The following is a 16,414-nucleotide window of genomic DNA, read 5'->3' as shown; positions in this document are numbered from 1 at the left end:
CCTTTCTTAATCAAGCGGCAAGACCGATAGGCGCGCCTGGAAACGAGCGACCGGCTTTTGCGTATTCACGACGGATCGCATGGATAAAGTGGTGGCGATCGATCGGCACGCCGTCGGCAGCGGCGAGAAATCCCGCGGCCACGGCGGCATTGCGGATCATCGCCCCCACAATTGGATAGAGCGCGGCGAGTTCATACAGATTCACCTCGTCGTCTAAGGGCGCATCGTTGGGCAAATGACACTTCCAAAGCGCCAGCCGCTCCTCACGATCCGGCTCTTCGAAATCGAGCACAAATTCGAGGCGGCGGAGAAAAGCAGTGTCGATGTTCTGTCGCAGGTTGGTCGCCAGGATTGCGAGTCCTTCGAACTGCTCCAGACGCGTCAGCAGGTAGGCAGTCTCCAGATTGGCGTAACGGTCATGCGCGTCGACGACTTCAGTGCGCTTACCAAAGAGCGCGTCGGCCTCGTCAAAGAACAAGGCTGCCTGTCCTCGCTCGGCAGCGTCAAAAACACCCGAAAGATTTTTTTCAGTTTCGCCAATCCACTTGGAAACCACGCGCGAAAGATCGACAACCAGCAGATCGATCTTGAGCGCGTTGGCTAATACTTCCGCCGAAAGAGTTTTGCCCGTTCCCGGGGGACCCGCGAACAAAAGGCGCACACCGCGCGCGCCGCCGCGGTTCCGCAGAAAACCCCAGTCATCAAAGACGCGCATCTGATGTTCCAGACGGGCGACCGCCTCGCGCAATTGCTCCAAACGATCTGCCGGCAGGACGAGGTCTTGCCAGTTGGCCACCGGGCGGAGCAATCGGACGCCGGGCGAAAATGAAATGTTGCCGCGCGCGTGAATGCTGATCGCCGCGTCGTCGACCGTGGGCGCGCGTTCTTCAAGGTCCGCGACCAACGCGAGATCGGCAGCGACGGCCTTCGCGAGAGCCGGTTCCACCGGATAACGAGCTGCCAGAAACGGCGCCTGCGACGCCAGTTCGGGCAGTGCGTCACTCCAGATGAGTTTCCGTGCTGCGGGCAGCAACCGTTCGACAGGGACCGCAACCAGCCGTCGTCCGGGCGCGGCACAGGCGGCGCTGGAACGACCGCTGCCAACTGCTACGGCAGGAAAGTCTTTGAAAAGCGAAACGGTTGGTTGGCTCGGCTCAATTGATGGCGCAAGCTTGACGACAGGAACCGCGCCTCGAGCCAGCGAGTGGACTTGAATCAGGCTTTCGAGACCTGGTTCACTGGCCGCCGGCAACAGAATGCCGGCGCACCGCGCTCCGGAATGCGCAACCAAAGCACGGGCACGCTCAAAAGCCGTGTCGTCGTTGTCGCCGGTCACAACTATCGTGCAGGTTTCGCGACGTTGGATCGCGAGCGTCGCCCGCCGAGCTGTGGTAGTCGCAAACCACTCATCGAGTCCCACCGTCACAATTGGTTCGTCGACTACGTTCACTGACGCGGGCCACACTTCAATCCCGTGCAGCGCCGACCACAGGGCTTCCGGCAATTGGAGCGATCGCTCGAACAGAGGTCCGTCGCCGGTGATCCGCAGGGTGCGGCTGCGCACGACCGCGCTGGTTTCCAACAACAGGCGCAGCGCGTGCCGATCCAATCGGTCTTCACCCAGAATGCGCGCCGCCAATCCGACTGAAACGCGCGGCTCGGCGCGGGGGTGAAGTGAACGCAAGACCGCCGCGAAACCCTCGTGCTCTTCGCAGAGTCCGCCGAGCAAGAGCAGCTCAGCCTCGATCGGTGAAAGCGAAAGTGTTTCAGTCAGCCGATCGAACGGATGAGGTTCTCCGGCGGGTCGCCGGTCCAGAGGATTTAACGACCACGCATCGAGCGGCCGGCCTTCAGACACTATTTCGAAAAACGCCTGCAAAAAGCCCTGGCCCTCGGCGACAGCGTCTCCCATCAAGCGCGAGCTGGAAAGAAAACGCGCCAGCCGGCCCGCGAGGATTCCCACTTCGCGAGTCAGCCTGGCCGTCACGTCAGCCTGGGCCGGCGGCTTTGATTTCTCATTACTCATAAACAAACATGATCACGACGCCCAACCACGGAACAAATCCGGGGTTAAGATCCAATGCCGCGCGTCGAATTTCGGTCGCGACGTCTTCCAATGAAAATCTCGCTTCGATCCAACCGGGCTCGGCCACGATCTCTGTCCGGCGATGAATTACAAACTGAAACGCGGAAACCTCCGTGAGCTCATCAAGCTCAACCACCGAAGACAGATGTGACTCAATCTGACCTGCGAGCGCCTTCAGCTCGAGCGCTTCGTGTTGCTCGAGAGGCGGCTCGCCCGCGAACGGCCACTTGATGTCAGGCGGTAAACCGGCGAATGCCAGGGCCGCCGGGTCGTGCGGTTCGACAGGTGCGAGCACGAGCGCCAACTGGTGCAGAGTCCAGGCGAGCGGGCGACTTCCTAACACTTCGCCATTCAGAATCTGGGTCGTGAGATCCAGTGCTTCGATTACGGCGATCAGGAAAAGCAATCCGCCGTAACGCGAGATTGCGCGTCGCCGCAGATCGACGAGTGCTGCTTCCTTGTCCGAACGCTGTTGGGCGGAAGATGCGCGGCTGACATCTGTGCGTTGTGTTCTTGAAGAATAATCGGCGACCCGGCGCCCGGTTTCTGTTTGCGAGAGCTCGGCCGCGATCGTTTCTTTCGACAAGGATGGAGAGCCGAACTGCTTGCGACCGGCGCGTGAATCTTCCGGACCCCGCAACCTTTGTTCAGCGGCTCGGATCAGGTTATTGTCGCGATCGCGCGCCGCTTGCTCCGTTGTCAATCTGCGCTGGGAAGGGAATCGCGTCTCTTCCGAATCGGTCGCGCGCAAGCCATCTCGAGCTTCGACCTTCGCTGCGCAAACGGCATCGGCGATCAGGTCGATGACGCTTGCCGCGGCGTCGCTCCGCACCAGGCCCGGGTCGACATCGAGAATCGCAAGCGCGGCGACAGCTCGCGCAGCATCCATTTGCGGCGGCCCCTCCAAAATGATCGCGTTGAGAACCGAGGATCTTTTCAGCACGTTTCGGGCCGCGCGAACCGCACGCGGCGACGGCCCTGACTCACCGGGCTCAACCGAGGTCACCCCGCGAAATTCGAAGAGAGCTGCGCGCGCCAGTTCCTGCCAATGCACGGCGGTTAAACGCGCCGCCAACAAATTCAGACACCCGAGCTGAGCGATTGCCCGCAAGGTGGCAACCACCATTGCGGGGTTTCGTTGCAGCGCCTTCACGAGTTCGCTGACTGCGATCTCGGTGGAAGTCTGTCCCGCGGTCCACAATCCAAGTTGCCGCCACGCCCATGCGCGGCTTCGATCACCGCGCGCGACACCCAATGCCATGTCGACCAGTGCCTGACGTCGAGAATGGTAGACGGCCACGTTTGTCGTTGGGCCGTGCCGCAAAACCCGTCTGATTTCCGCGGCCAGGGCGGCGCCCCAGCTCGACACGATCGCCTCGTCGGCCGTATCCAAACGCAGTCGCACCTGCGCAAATAGACTGCGCATGCACACCTCCGCTGCGTCGTCGATACCTTCGTGCTCAACGGCGATCTGGAACGCCCTACTCAGAACTTCGGTGCTCAATTGATCTAATCTGCGTTGTGCTACCGCCGTCGGCGGCGCCAACCGGTACTGCGCTTCAAATCGGTGAATTGCTACTTCCACGACGTTCCTCTCAACCTACTCGGCTGTCTCCGCCCAGGTGACTGCCGCCGATTACGGTGCCGGCGTCCGGCCGACCGAGTATCGAGCCGCGGCCCAACGTCGAACCGCCCAATTGCAACTGGCTGAACCCTTCACTGCGGCCGATGATCGAAGTCAGTTCGACATGTAACCCGCGCCCCACGCGCATGCCAGCGTCTACCGTGCAGACCTGGACCAGCGTGTGCGCCGGACGATGCAAATCCAGAATTTGGTTCACTACATCCAATTGCACCGAAGTAAGCGCGCCCGGAATAATCAGAGAGAACCGGTGCGCATGCGTTTCAAAAGCATCGTCGATCGTGGCGCCGAGCAGTTGAGTTTCGCTTTCGCCAACGGCGCCGCCGACGCGAAACCCGGCGCCGAGAATTGAGTTAGTCGCCACGCCCGCCGAGTCCGGCAGCAGCGCGCCTCCCAAGCCGCGCACGCGAAACTTCTCGATCAGAATCGTTTCGATTTCGAGGTAGATCTCCACAAACCGGCGCAGTCCCGGCACGGTGCCGCGAAAACGGAACAACCAAATGGCTTCCGCAATCAGCACGCGGCGAACATCAGCGACTTTTCCGCCGGGGCGCGGTGCGCGGGCCATGCGTTCGTCAACCAAGAGCCCGATAAAGCTCGCCAGCCACGGCAGAATCTCAGCCGGTGCGCTGCGTGGATCGAGCAGCGTGGCGCGTGCATCAGCTTTGCCTTCCAATTCGCCAAGCTGTCCTTCGAACATCGCCAGGTAACGTCTCAGGAAATCCGCCACCTGCTCGTCGCGCGACAGTGTTTTCGGAAGCCGGCGCAGGTAGTCGTGAGTCGGGTATTCCGCCCGCAGCGCGCGCACCCGTGGAGTGCCGCGCGTGTTACCCACCATTTCGATCAGCACCCAGAGGTAACGACCGGCGCCGGCGATGATGGGTGCTTCGTAGGTTTCAAACGAATCATGTTCTGCTCGCCGCACCCACGGTTGTTCGTAGCCCGTCACCCGTTGATGCAGGGTCTGCGGGGGCGCGGCTTTCAATTGCGACACTAGCGTGGGTGGCGCCATCAGTGGCGGGTTGTCGAGCGGCCGCGGCAGCAGTGACGGATCTTTTATGTTTTTCGGCAGCGAGGACGGCGGCGTCGGTTCTTGCGGCGGCTCATCGGCCGTAATGCACCTGACGGTTATTTCCGTGTCTTTCGGGATGCAGGCATCCAGAAACAGACGTCCCCAAATCGTCTGAAACTCACCACTGTCCAACGCGAAAGTTGTGACGCTGCCTTTTGTGTAGTAACGGAGTCGCGCGGCCACGGCCTGGCGAAAAGCTTGTCCGGTCCTGAAACCAATCTGTCCGTCTGGCGTGCGCACGATGCCTAAACCGTCGTAGCCCCGCGCGGTAAGCGGCCGCAATTTGATCGGCTTCTTTTCGCCGACGCAGTAGCGAGCAAAGTCGTCAGCGGGACGCCGCGCAATCACCATCACGCTGTCTTTGGCGGTGCAAACTCCGGTCAGCGTCGGATCGCTTGTTTGAAAATCGAGATCGGTTGCAAACTTTTCATCGACGACATAGGTCGGATTGCTAAGTTTCACTACGCGCGCATTGGCCTGGCCGGCATTCTCGAGCACGTACAGCTCGCGCGCGGGACTAAGCGCGATTCGCTGCGCGTTTGTAATTTCCGACGGCAGCTTGACCGTTTGAAAACGGCTGCGCGCGTCGAGCCGAACCAATCCCGGCGGTGAGGCCAGCAGCACATAGACTCTTTTTCCGTCGGCAACCAGATCAACCGGGTCGGCGGCAAGTTGCACTTGACGAAGCAGTCGGTTTGACCAGAGATCATAAATCAGTATTCGCCTGCCCTCTGCGTCTGCCACGAACAACCGCTCGTCTTCGTCAATCGCGAGTGCGCGTGGCCGAAAACCCGGAGAGAGGGGCTGCACAGGAACAAAGTCGCCCAGCTTCTCGTGTCGCTCACTTTCAAAAAGTGAAACCGGCTCACTCCCTGGATCGACCAGCAGCACCCGCTGGCCCGCAACGAATGGCGCGTCGGCGGCCATCGATATTTCGGCCCACGATTGCTCGCCGCTGACCGAGACGATGCGAAGATCGGTCAACCGTCGGCTGGTGCCAGAAGAAGTTTCGTCCAGCTCGTAAGCGACAAAGTAAGCCCCTGCGTAGAAACCATGTTTTCTGCCGGCGTCCAACAACAGCAACCCGCGGGACTGATCTACCTGTAACACCGTCAGAGATTGCTCACTTATCTTCAGCGAGTCGTCGGTCGACCACCGCGTTCGTTCGATGCGTTCTTCCTTCGCGTTAATGTGATACAGACGACAGTGGCCATCGAAAGCCAGCCCGGCGCCGGCCGCGTCAAACGATTCACCGGTTTCTATCTCTACTTTGTCCCGCCAAAACAGACGCACCACCTCGCCCTCCAGCGCCGTGTCTTCGTGCGAGGCACGAAGCCACTGGTCGTTGGTGCGAATTAGCGCAAATGGACGCGGTGCAGGCATTAACTAACACTCCTCGCGAATGATCGGAATTGGGACCGGCACAGGCACGGGCCCGTCCTTAGGCGGCGGCGGTTCAATGGAAGCATCAAACGGAATTACCGACGCGCCTTCGACCACCGTGATCTGTGCCAGCTCAGGCACTTCGTAGTCTTCCAGCGTGACTGAGCCCTCTATCCACGAATTGGATCTCTCATCCAAACGCGCGACTTTCAGTTCGTTGAGGAACTTCACCCCCTCGACTTGTAAAGCGGCCGCTTCCAGCTCAGGCCCATGGACCCGTCGCCCGAGTGGCCAGCCTTGTCCTTCTGGACCGTACGGCCGCAACGGCGCGAGGTATTGCCGCAGCACTAACTCAACCCAGTGCCGGACGGCCTCGATTCCATAGCCGGCCTTCACTTCGAGGGCGACGGCGACCGCGACTTTGCGATAAGTCGGCGGCACGACGTAGAGCTCGGTAGTCACCAGTCGCCGCTGGTCCAACCACGAGCAAACCGCGCGGAGCAAATTACGATCGGGTGAAGGCGCATTCGGATTCGCGGCGTCCTCGCGGGGCCAGACAACTACGGTCACGACGCCGGCCTTGCCGCCTTGTTTGGTTGGTGGATAGAACCGTGGCAGGCACTCAGCGCGGCCCACATCAGCCCCGGGAGTGGCCAACGCCAGCTCCTGAAAATCAGTCGCGGTTACGGCGCGATCGCGGCGGCGCAACTCTCCCGGAATTCGGCTAAGCGCGTCGCTGATGGACTCAGCATCGGCGCCGCCATGCGCGCGCAAAGGATTGCTGACCTTCACCTCGGGAAATTCGGCGACCTTACTAATCGCCTTTGCCGGAACGTTGCCTTCGACGCCGCCGCCGAACCGGTACTCGCGCACACGAATCCGCTGACCAAGCTGCGGCGGCAGCCCTTGCAGGCCGTTGCCGAACCGCACTTCGCCTGCTTCGACATCAATCACAAAGTGATGATCGTCGGGTTGGCTGGCGTGGAAGCTGTCGACTTCGGTCCATTCGCTCCAACGCGGTCCTTCGTCCACGTCAAGCTTCGCGCTGCTCGGCTTGATTGATTTGTTGACGAGTTTGTAACGCTGATCCGGTTGGCCCGTTCCGATGCCGAGGAATTCCAAACCAGCCTTCTTCGTTTGATCGACTTCCGCAGCATTCGCGCCGACGTAGAGAACTCGATCGAACAAACTGCCGTCGTGTCGAAACGCTGACAGCCAGCAAAAGATGTTCTCTTCAGTCTCTTCGTCCAGAGCCGGCGGGAAATCACCGGTGCCAAGCTTGGCCGGGTCATCGACCGTGAACTTTCCGAACTGCTTTGTATCCTGTGGTAGCCGGAGGCGCACGACACCGTCCTGCCTCAACCCGCGCGTCGAGTCTGCTTCCTGAGCGATACTCAGGTATTGTGGCTTACCCGCATTGATTTTTCCGGTCGAGACTTTCCACTCGACTGCCGGCGCCTTGGTCGTTGCGCCGGCGCCAGGACAAGCCGCCACCTCATCCATTGACGCGAAAACGGGATCGAGCGTCAGACCGATATTCAACAAGGCGCCGCCCATCTCGGCCTCGTCAAAACCTTTCTCTTTCAGCACGGCGATCCACAGCTTGCCGTCGACGGTCTTGCTGAAATCAACCGGCGGATTCTTTAAATCAACAGTTTGGTTTTGGTAATAAACCGGCGCGGACCCCGGCGGTAACGGCCGCAGAGCATCGATCACGTTGGCGGCCGATTGGCTTACTTCCGGCTCTGCCTCCGGGTTAGGATCGGCGGTTCTCACGCGGCCCACGGCCATAAATGAGATTGGCCAGACTTTAGCTTCGACTTTTGTTTCGAATGACAGCTTGCCGGCCCATAATCCTGCTTCGACCGGAACGACCACACCTTTGGGTTTGTCGGTGGTGAAGGTGACCAGGGCGGTCGCCGCGACTGCCGGCCGCATCGGAATCTGCAGCAAGCGCAGAAACTCCAGCCGCGCCGCCTCCGGAATCTGGTTAAAGCGGTAGAGCAGGTTTTCGCCAAGAAAGGCAAACAGCTCAATGAGCGTGATCCCGGGATCGCTGGCGTTGTGGTCCGTCCACTCCGGTGTGTAGACCGGAATGCGCAGCACCAGCTCATCGCGCAGTTGCTGATACGAGCGATCATCGAGTATGGGATTCGGGATTGCCACGCCGGCTTACTCCAGGTAGAACGGGTACACCAAGTTGCCCGGACTTCCGTCACGTTTGTGAATGTATAGAATCTCGATCAGCACCAACGCTGGGTCATCGCCCGGAGAAACCTGCAGGTGCTGAACTTCGATCCGCGGCTCCCACGTCTTCAAAGCGATTCCAACTTCCCGTTGAATCAAAGCGCGGGTCCCTGTGGTGTTTGGTTTCATCAGGAAACGGCGCAGCCCGCAACCAAACGTCGGTCGCATCACTCGCTCGCCGGGTTCAGTGTCGAGAATGATTTCAATCGACTGGCGCACTTTCTCTGGCCCGCCGGCGTAGTCCAACCGGCCGCTGCGATCGTCAGGCCGCATCGGCGCGTTCCAACCCGTGCCCAGAAAAGTCAGCGTTGTCATGCGACCACCACCGCCTCCACGTGTTCTTCAAATTGAATCCTGGCCGTTACCGAAGGCGCGTTTGCCTCGTTACCGGATTTCACGATGCTGTCTGTCATCTCGCCCATCGGTCGCGGGCCGTAGGCGGGACTCCGGACGGTGCCATCAGGCGCAGTGACGCCGCCTTTCAAACCCGCCATGACATCGCCGCCGAAGTTGGCTTGTAAACCGGCGTCGATCGCGTTGCCAAGATCGGTTCCCACTGCGAGCTTCGCATCCACACTCACGTCCAGCCCGAGCTGCAGCGTCGCGTCCAATTCCGCGGCGACGCCCGCATCCAGGCTCAGTGTTGGCGGGATGCAAAACTTCAGCTTGAGCAAAAAGAACAAACCGAAGAGCAGGACGACGACGGGCAGGAAGAGTTTGAAAACAAAAGTTGCCACGATCGTGATCAGCGGAATTGAGAACGAGCAAATCTCGCTCGACATGCCGCTGCTCAGGACCTTGCCATTCTTGTCGGCAGTAACTTCCAGGTTCGAATCGGGCGGCGAAACCATTCGGAAAGGCGCCAATTCGTTGGGAGGCAACGCGCTCGCCTGGGCTTGCAGAGCTTTGAGATCGGGAAGCTGCATCGAGACGGGACGGTTGTTGGTCCCCACGAGGTCGAACTGTGAGGCCAGTTGATAGGTCTCAGTAGGCAAGCTCCAGACAATGTCGCCACAGCAGTTTGGCGCCGGCGGTTCGTGTTTGTGCCGGCTCACGAAGCAGTGGATTTCGTACGGCGTCGTTTCATCAAACCGAGCGTTGCCGAACTCGTCAGTATCCGCGCTGCCGGTCGGCACCACGCCGAAATAGATCGTGCGGCCTTTGGCTGAATGCTTTTCGTCGCGCGGATCCGGAATCAACGGAAAGAGCTTGAAAACCTGTTCGCTGAGCGGCGCCTTTTCGTCCGCGCCGACATTGATCCATTGCCCAACGCCCTGGCGAATTTGTTTCCAGCCCTGCAGTTGAAGTGACACGCCGTAGCGGGTGGCCCATTCAACCAGCTTGGTTCGCTCTTCGCGAATTCTGGTTTTCGCAAGGTCTTCATTGCGACCGAGCGAGTCAGTTATCGCCCCCGCCAGCATCGCCTCACCCTGCCGCGCCAGAGTCTTTTTCAGGGCCGGCAATTGCTTCTCAGGTTCGAAGGCCGCGTACTCGCCCAGCGTCTTTTGCGCCGCGGTCAGGTTCAGGAAAATCGGCTTCACACCCTCGCGGGCGCTGTTCGTCAGATTTTTCAAAATGCGACGGCGCACGACGAAACCCGCGTCGCAGACCTGATCGGGAGTCACCGATGGAAATCCCGTCATGTCGCAGTGCAGCTCGCAAACGACCAGGTAGAAACGCTTGTGCGTATCCAGGAAAAGTTTGCGTGTCGTGGTGGGAAGGTACGCCAGGTCCGAGAGTCGCCGCGTCTTGCCTTGGAATGTTTCCGGGTTCATGGGCGGCAAAGTCCCGACTTGATGAACAAAGTCTTCAGTCAGGAACTTGAGTGATCGCTGTGGATCTTTCAGAAACTCGTCGACAAAATTCGAGCCGTCATATTTCTGAAATACGGGACGAGACAGACGCCCCGCGCTGGGCAAGCCCGGACGCTGCCAGCGATACCACGGACCCACAAGTTTCCACGGGTGACTCTTCATGACTACCAAATGTTTCCTGCGCCCGGCGTGTAAGAAGGCGACACGACCGCCGAGCTCGCAATCAAAGTCGTGCAATTCACGATTCCGTCGAAAGTCGCGACCGGGCAGTGAACATTGAGCGCTGACGCGGTGATCTCCACCGTGGCGTTCGCTTGAATCTGGACCTGGCCGGCGATGTTCATCTTCAGATAGCAACCATTCGAGTGCTGGACTGTTACTTCCTGCGCGGCGTCGTCGAGCACGACCTTGTGACCGCTCTGCATCGAGATGGTCACCTTCGCGGCGCCCGCAGTGTCATCGAACTCGAACAGACTACCCGCGCGTGATTTGATCAACCGTTTGTTGTTCGCGGCGGTTGGCGTTTCAGGCAGCGCTTCTTTTCCGTTCCACGCTGAGCCGACGATGTACGGCCGCCTCAAATCGCCCGCTTCAAAACCAACGACGACCTGCGTGTCCACCTCGGGCAAGACTTCAAATCCCTGATCGTCATCGGCATAAGGCGTCAGCAGGGTTGCCCACGCACGCACCGAGTCTCCATCGGCGCCCAGCCAGGGAAACTTGATCTGAATTCGGCCGAGGCTGTCCGGGTCGACAATGTCAACCACGATTGCCGGAAAGAGACCGAAGTAACGCTGCGCGCTACCATCTGGTGCAAAGGCCGCGATTGGCTGGCTCACGATCCCTCCTGAACTGTCGCTCGTTCGGCTTCGAAGTGGGTGCGAAATCCGTCCTCCCGATCGTAGGTGTGACGAACTTTGGTCACGTAGTAACCGGCGCCATCGAAAGGATGGCAGGTCCGTTCGAGCGTTAACTTGCTGCCCACAACCATGTCAGCGGACCCGCGAGTAGTGCCGACGACGGTCACGAAGGCGCGCGCACGCCGCAACATTTCCGCCTTCACCCAGTCCGACGCCTCGGTTGATTTCAGAGGGGCTTCGCGCACCCGATATGACACGCGTTCGCCGAAAGCGCGCTGCAGAACCGCCGGTCCGGTCTCTCCGCCTGAGACTTCGGCCTGAATCGCGTCCGCCGACGCTTCCTCGTCTATTTGATCGCGCTCGCTCGCATCAAATCCGCTCAACTTGATCTTCGTTCGCTGATGGGCCAGATCGGCGCGCACGCGACACTGCAGCAGTTGTTTGCCCTGTATAAGACTTAGTTCTGTCGCCGTTCTTTTGCCGCGAGTCTTGAAACATAACTTTTCGTCCTCAGCCCAGACTTCGGCTTGAATCTTCCGGGCCCGCTGGCGCAGAAACGCCAGGTCGCTCATGTTCCACTGTTGGACGAGATCGTACGTTGGCCCGTCAGCATCGACTTCCGGGGTCAGCCCGTGTTCTCCGGCAATAGCGCTCGCCATGTCAGCGTCGCTCACGTTTTCGTAGGTCTTCATGCGACGTGTCATTCTGAGTTTCATCAGTTTGTCTTCGGCGAAGATGACGACTTCAGGTGCGCCTTCTTTGAAGTCGCCTTCGATGGCGCTGATCCAGCCGGTGAAAACTGTGAACGCGGCAGGCGGCGCCCCGAGCACAACCGAAATCTTCTTCCCGAAATCAACCGCCACTCCGTCGAGATATTGCAGCTGCTGATCGCCGCCGCCGGGAGGCGGGCCCGGCCCGACAAAACGGGCCGACAGCGTCTTTAGCCCGCCGGTTGATTCTTCAATTTCCAGGCGCAGGATGTCGCGGGGCATTTCGACATTGGCCTGGCCATCGACTTCGAAGATGGGACCGGCAAAATCCAGTAGCGCTTCAGTCATCGTAACCTTCAGCCGCAGTGCGCCAGCGATCGCGAGCTATTTGCGCCTGCATGTCGCGCACTTTTGCGAGTTCTTCCCACTTCATCGGTTCGGCCCCGCCGGCGGCCGGCGCATCAGCTTCGGCAGTGACCTCAGAAACCATCTCGTCAACGTGAACTGGCATAAATCGTCCCTAAGACTTCGCGAAGGAATTCCGCTTTCAATGTTTGCATCCACCGCCACAGCCACACGGGCGTTTTGGCCGCAGTCGCGTTTGCATTTTGTCGGCCGTCGTCCGGCCACGACCATGCGCCGGCAAGGCAATCCAACCCGGCGTCGTCGGATCACTGGTGATCGGCGGATCGCCGCCGTCGATCTTTGGCTTGAGCGAAACATCGCCTCGGATTGACTCAGCGCGCCGGTCGGCTGCGTGTCCAACTGTGTCGCGCAGCGGGACGCCAAAGCCGTACCCACTTGCGCGCGGATCGGCGCGCGGGGTCCGCGGCGCAGACCTGGAAGTCTCTTGCGCTGCCGGCGAAGGCAAACCTCCCTGTTTGAGTGGGACGCGTTTCTGCTCTGGAGGCTTTGGCTGAGCGCCCGGCGACCCCAGGGTGGATGAAACCGCGCTCGGCAGCGCGCGGTCGGCGGCAACCGGGGCAGGTAATTGTTTCGGCGGCGCTTGAAAAGCAGTCCGCGCTTGTTTTTCCGCGGCTTGGTTCTTGGCCGCTTGCACGGATTCGATTGCCGCGCTGACGCCCCCGGCCGCCGATAGCGCAAATCCCGACGCCCGCTGGGCTCCTCCTCCGACGCCGCCGACGGCACTTACGGCCGCACTCGCTTCCAGTCCAAACGACGCTTCGAGTGACGCAGAAGCACCGGCTTCAACGCCTAACGTGACGCCGAGTCCGGCGCTGACATTGAGACCCGCGCTGAAACCGATTTCCGCGCCGGCTGACAAAGAGAGAGAGCTCTCCCCGCCAAGTTGCAATCCTCGCCATGCCGCTGGGTCCAGTCCCAATCTTGCCGCCAACTCGCCCGCACTCTCGCCGCCCAGCGCCTTGGCCGCCTTGGCCGCCGGCGCTCCGGTAGCTTCGGAACCTGGCCCACCGGAACCCGGGCCACTATTCGAAGCGCTACCCGGTGCTGGCGCCCCCTGTCTCGCGCCTGGTTCAATCGGCTGCAACTCTCGTTCGCGATCCTGACCCTTGATCGAAAGCGAGACCTTCGCGCGCAAGGGCGCGCCGTTGGCGGCAAAATGATCGAAATCAACGGTGAGACTGTCCACCGTGCCGTCCATGATCATGTCGCCCCATTCGAATCGGATCCGCGGCGGCGCATGTTCTTCGTTACTGCGCGGAAAGAGAAACAGCTCGAGTCTGCGCGTGCGATCACGGACTGAAACCGGCTCGGACGTCGTGCCTTCATCCGCACTGTCAAAGATCAAATCAACCGCGAGCGTGCTCTCACTCGGGCCGACGGTCTGCCGCACCGGATTTCGCGAGTTGGTGCCGCCGCTGGCCTTGTTGGTAAGCGTCAGCCGCAGTGAGGTCGGATTGAACTGAACATCGAACGACTCGCCGGCCTGGTCTTGCGCGCCAAGTTGAGTGATTTTTGCTTTTTGCAGTTCCATCGTTCCGACTTGAATTGCTAGACCAATCTCAGACCTTCATGTGCGATGTGTAGCTCTTCAATCGCGACCTCACCTGTTTTGGCATTTAGCTCAGGCCCGCGAACTTTCATCGGCAGGCCACGATCGAATGTCCAGGTCGCCGAGCTGTTTTCGCCTGAACTCATCACTTCGACCGTTCCGTCATAGCGCTCGACCGGACGCACGCCGTTGACGACGTCCTGCAGCCATTTCCAAAGCGACGGATTCGCCGGCCCGTTCTCGCCGCTGTAGAACATTCCGCGCTTCAAAACGATCGGGCTGTACTTTGCGCGACCGACTCGGCGGATCGTCGCGTCGTTCCGTCCGCCTTCCTGGTACTCCTGCACGTCCATTTCAATCTCGAGCCCGCTGCACTCTTGAAAGGCCCCGTCGGCCAGCTCAAACCCAACCGGCCGGTCGGGAGGAGCTTGAGACGAAGCCGCCACTGCCGCCCGCTTGAGCGTGACTTTGAATCTGAATGACCGCAGCAGTAGGTCGGCCATCGTTTACTTCTCCTCGAGCGTGAGCGTGCCGTCACCGCCGCGCGTCAGTTGGAGCACAATGAATTCAAGCGGTTCAGCCGGCGCGACGCCGATCTCAACTATCAGCCGACCCGCATCAGCGACATACGGCGGATTGTTGGTATCGTCGCAGCGCACAAAGAAAGCCTCGTCCTCAGTCGCGCCGCGAAAAGCGCCCAGACGAAAGAGCTGCCGCAGATAACTTTGCAGCGCGAGTCGCACCTGAGTGCGCAGCGTTTTGTTGTTGGGCTCGAACACGACCCACTGCATCTGTTGCTCGATCGCGCGTTCGATCATCGTGACCAGACGGCGCACGCTCAGTTGTCGCCACTGCGGATCGCGACTGATGGTCCGCGCGGCAGTTAACCGGATGCCGTCCCGCTCGCGCAGGTAAACGTTGACGCCTTCGGGATGTAGCTCGTCGTGACGCTCGGGCGACACCACATCGTCAACGTTCACAATCTGGGTCGCGAGCACATTCGCCGGACCGGTGGGCACTCCGAAACTGATTTCCTGCCGGGCAATTATGCCGGCCGCGACCGCCGCAGGCGGCACTCTGAGAAGCTCGCGTTCATCGTCATTGCGCGAGGTTTGCAGCCAGGGATGATAGGCGGCCGCGAAAGCGGAATCGAACTTCGTGCGCCATGTCAGAATTTGCCGCTGACTCAATCCGGGCGGAACGTCGAGCAGCACAATGAACGAATGCAATCGGTCGGCGAGATCCACCAGCTCCTTCTGGAGGCCGATGATCTTTTTCAGATCTTCCGGGAGCCTTGGATCCAGACGTAGTTTTTTCAGATCGATTTCTTTTTTTGTTTGCTCCGGCTTAGCGGTAGTAACGCACGGTCCGAATTCCGGTCCGGCGTGCGACGCGGGATCCGCGACATCTTTGGAGGGCGAAAGCGGAGCCGGCGAGTACAGGTCAGGCACAACCACCGATGACAAATCGGAAAGCTGGACTAATGCGTGGACGCCGTCGCCCGGCTCGTCATTTCCCAGGACCCAATCACTGAAGAAGTCCGCGGGCTCGATTTCGTGATAACGGTCTTCACCTCCGGAAAAGAAACTCGACGAGGCGATCGGAAGTAGATCCAGGTCCGTAGGAATGAATGCGTCGTCAATCCAGCTCGCAGCCGGATAAACGAGTGACGATTCGTAGCAGAGAACTGTCGCCATCCAACGGGGGTGATGTTTTGAAAACCCGAGCCGTTCGTGTCGCTCGAACCGGCCATCGCCGTCGTCAAGCGCCAGGACGCCCTCGACCACTTCGGCCGATTTGACCTTCGTCGGCAACGCAAAATTGAAGATGCCGACCTTTCTGAAGCCCGACCGATCGTCGCGTCTTTCGCGAGTCACGGTTTCAACAAGTCGGAGTGCGCGCGTCGCGTCGTCCAATGTCAGTCGCAATAACGTCCCCGGCGGCAATTCACTGCCGTCGGCAACGGTAATCGACGTTACCGAACCTGTCGGTTCAAAATCCAGAGGTCGCGTCGCAAAGTTGAGCGACGCACGCAGCAGGTTTCCCCAACTGCCTTCATTCCGTGCCCCAAGTCGCAGAAGCACATGGTTTGTGCTTTCGAGCGGCACGACGCCCCAGGCAACCCCGCCCGCGTTCTTGACCGGATCGGGTTTTGCCGGAGCCAGTGGGTCGCGATAGTCGTGGACGATCCGCACGATGTAAGCTCGCCGCCCACCTTGTTCAAAGAACGCGGCGACCGAGTACGGCAACAACCCCGGCCCTTCAAAGCCGCCAAACAACCGGCGGTACTCATTGAAATCTTCAACCGCCACCGGGACGCTGCGACGACGCGGTCGCTCCGGTTCGACACAGGGACCATCGTCCTGCCACTCTTCGTTAAATACCGGCGCGCGCACCGGACCGCGTGGCGCTACTCCCACGAAGGCACAGACATCCATTCGCACGCCCGTGAGCGCGTGCAAAGGTGAAGTCGGGACATGGTAGATTCCCGGAGCGCCGAGAGGTATGTGAATCGGAGAAGCCATGGACGATGGACCTGCAACAAGCCGGCGTAAATCGCGCTAAGCAGCAGCGCCGGCGAAGTTGCCCACTCAAAAATGTGGACTGACGGAAACAGCGTTCGCG

At 60.1% G+C, this 16,414-nt stretch carries 12 protein-coding genes; all 12 read right to left on the bottom strand.

The features are described from left to right. Nucleotides 1-10 precede the first annotated feature (10 nt). The 12 genes from VFX97_10155 to VFX97_10100 are packed head-to-tail and all read right to left on the bottom strand — an operon-like array spanning nt 11 to nt 16,314. Nucleotides 11-2,026: an ATP-binding protein gene (locus VFX97_10155; GenBank protein HEX5703548.1), complete on the bottom strand. Its 2,016-nt coding sequence runs from the start codon at nt 2,024-2,026 to the stop codon at nt 11-13. Continuing rightward, on the bottom strand, nt 2,019-3,671 hold the full coding sequence (locus VFX97_10150) for a hypothetical protein (GenBank protein ID HEX5703547.1): 1,653 nt from the start codon (nt 3,669-3,671) through the stop codon (nt 2,019-2,021). Before VFX97_10150 ends, VFX97_10155 begins: the two co-directional genes overlap by 8 nt. Before the next feature lie 10 nt (nt 3,672-3,681). Further along, complete coding sequence (locus tag VFX97_10145) at nt 3,682-6,183, bottom strand: phage tail protein (protein HEX5703546.1); 2,502 nt, start codon at nt 6,181-6,183, stop codon at nt 3,682-3,684. 3 nt (nt 6,184-6,186) lie between these two features. Continuing rightward, nucleotides 6,187-8,349 (bottom strand): putative baseplate assembly protein, encoded by a 2,163-nt coding sequence (locus VFX97_10140; protein HEX5703545.1) that lies wholly within the window; start codon nt 8,347-8,349, stop codon nt 6,187-6,189. A 6-nt stretch (nt 8,350-8,355) separates the two neighbouring features. After that, nucleotides 8,356-8,745, bottom strand: coding sequence for a GPW/gp25 family protein (locus tag VFX97_10135; protein ID HEX5703544.1), 390 nt, complete (start codon nt 8,743-8,745; stop codon nt 8,356-8,358). Further along, the gene (locus VFX97_10130; protein ID HEX5703543.1) at nt 8,742-10,406 is read right to left on the bottom strand and encodes a hypothetical protein; all 1,665 of its coding nucleotides are present in this window, start codon (nt 10,404-10,406) and stop codon (nt 8,742-8,744) included. Before VFX97_10130 ends, VFX97_10135 begins: the two co-directional genes overlap by 4 nt. 2 nt (nt 10,407-10,408) lie before the next feature. Continuing rightward, a complete protein-coding gene (locus VFX97_10125) occupies nt 10,409-11,083 on the bottom strand; it encodes a phage baseplate assembly protein V (protein HEX5703542.1) in 675 nt (224 codons plus the stop codon). Then, nucleotides 11,080-12,162, bottom strand: a complete 1,083-nt coding sequence (locus VFX97_10120) for a contractile injection system protein, VgrG/Pvc8 family (protein ID HEX5703541.1) — start codon at nt 12,160-12,162, stop codon at nt 11,080-11,082. Before VFX97_10120 ends, VFX97_10125 begins: the two co-directional genes overlap by 4 nt. After that, complete coding sequence (locus tag VFX97_10115) at nt 12,155-12,325, bottom strand: hypothetical protein (protein ID HEX5703540.1); 171 nt, start codon at nt 12,323-12,325, stop codon at nt 12,155-12,157. The genes VFX97_10120 and VFX97_10115 overlap by 8 nt, the downstream gene beginning before the upstream one ends. 36 nt (nt 12,326-12,361) lie before the next feature. After that, on the bottom strand, nt 12,362-13,771 hold the full coding sequence (locus VFX97_10110) for a hypothetical protein (GenBank protein HEX5703539.1): 1,410 nt from the start codon (nt 13,769-13,771) through the stop codon (nt 12,362-12,364). Between the two features lie 17 nt (nt 13,772-13,788). Then, the gene (locus tag VFX97_10105; protein ID HEX5703538.1) at nt 13,789-14,292 is read right to left on the bottom strand and encodes a phage tail protein; all 504 of its coding nucleotides are present in this window, start codon (nt 14,290-14,292) and stop codon (nt 13,789-13,791) included. A 3-nt stretch (nt 14,293-14,295) separates the two neighbouring features. Beyond that, entirely contained in the window at nt 14,296-16,314 is a 2,019-nt protein-coding gene (locus VFX97_10100; protein ID HEX5703537.1) for a phage tail sheath C-terminal domain-containing protein, read from the bottom strand. Nucleotides 16,315-16,414: the final 100 nt, after the last annotated feature.

The sequence above is a fragment of the Pyrinomonadaceae bacterium genome (assembly GCA_036277115.1).
GTDB lineage: Bacteria > Acidobacteriota > Blastocatellia > Pyrinomonadales > Pyrinomonadaceae > UBA11740.
The sequence above is the reverse complement of the archived record's forward strand: the minus strand, read 5'-3'. Positions and strand labels throughout refer to the sequence as shown.

Bases quoted from the DNA above. Each gene is read 5' to 3' on its own strand.
- VFX97_10155 (HEX5703548.1), bottom strand. From the start codon at position 2,026: ATGAGTAATGAGAAATCAAAGCCGCCGGCCCAGGCTGACGTGACGGCC.
- VFX97_10130 (HEX5703543.1), bottom strand. From the start codon at position 10,406: ATGAAGAGTCACCCGTGGAAACTTGTGGGTCCGTGGTATCGCTGGCAG.
- VFX97_10110 (HEX5703539.1), bottom strand. From the start codon at position 13,771: ATGGAACTGCAAAAAGCAAAAATCACTCAACTTGGCGCGCAAGACCAG.
- VFX97_10105 (HEX5703538.1), bottom strand. From the start codon at position 14,292: ATGGCCGACCTACTGCTGCGGTCATTCAGATTCAAAGTCACGCTCAAG.
- VFX97_10100 (HEX5703537.1), bottom strand. From the start codon at position 16,314: ATGGCTTCTCCGATTCACATACCTCTCGGCGCTCCGGGAATCTACCAT.
- VFX97_10115 (HEX5703540.1), bottom strand. From the start codon at position 12,325: ATGCCAGTTCACGTTGACGAGATGGTTTCTGAGGTCACTGCCGAAGCT.
- VFX97_10145 (HEX5703546.1), bottom strand. From the start codon at position 6,183: ATGCCTGCACCGCGTCCATTTGCGCTAATTCGCACCAACGACCAGTGG.
- VFX97_10120 (HEX5703541.1), bottom strand. From the start codon at position 12,162: ATGACTGAAGCGCTACTGGATTTTGCCGGTCCCATCTTCGAAGTCGAT.
- VFX97_10135 (HEX5703544.1), bottom strand. From the start codon at position 8,745: ATGACAACGCTGACTTTTCTGGGCACGGGTTGGAACGCGCCGATGCGG.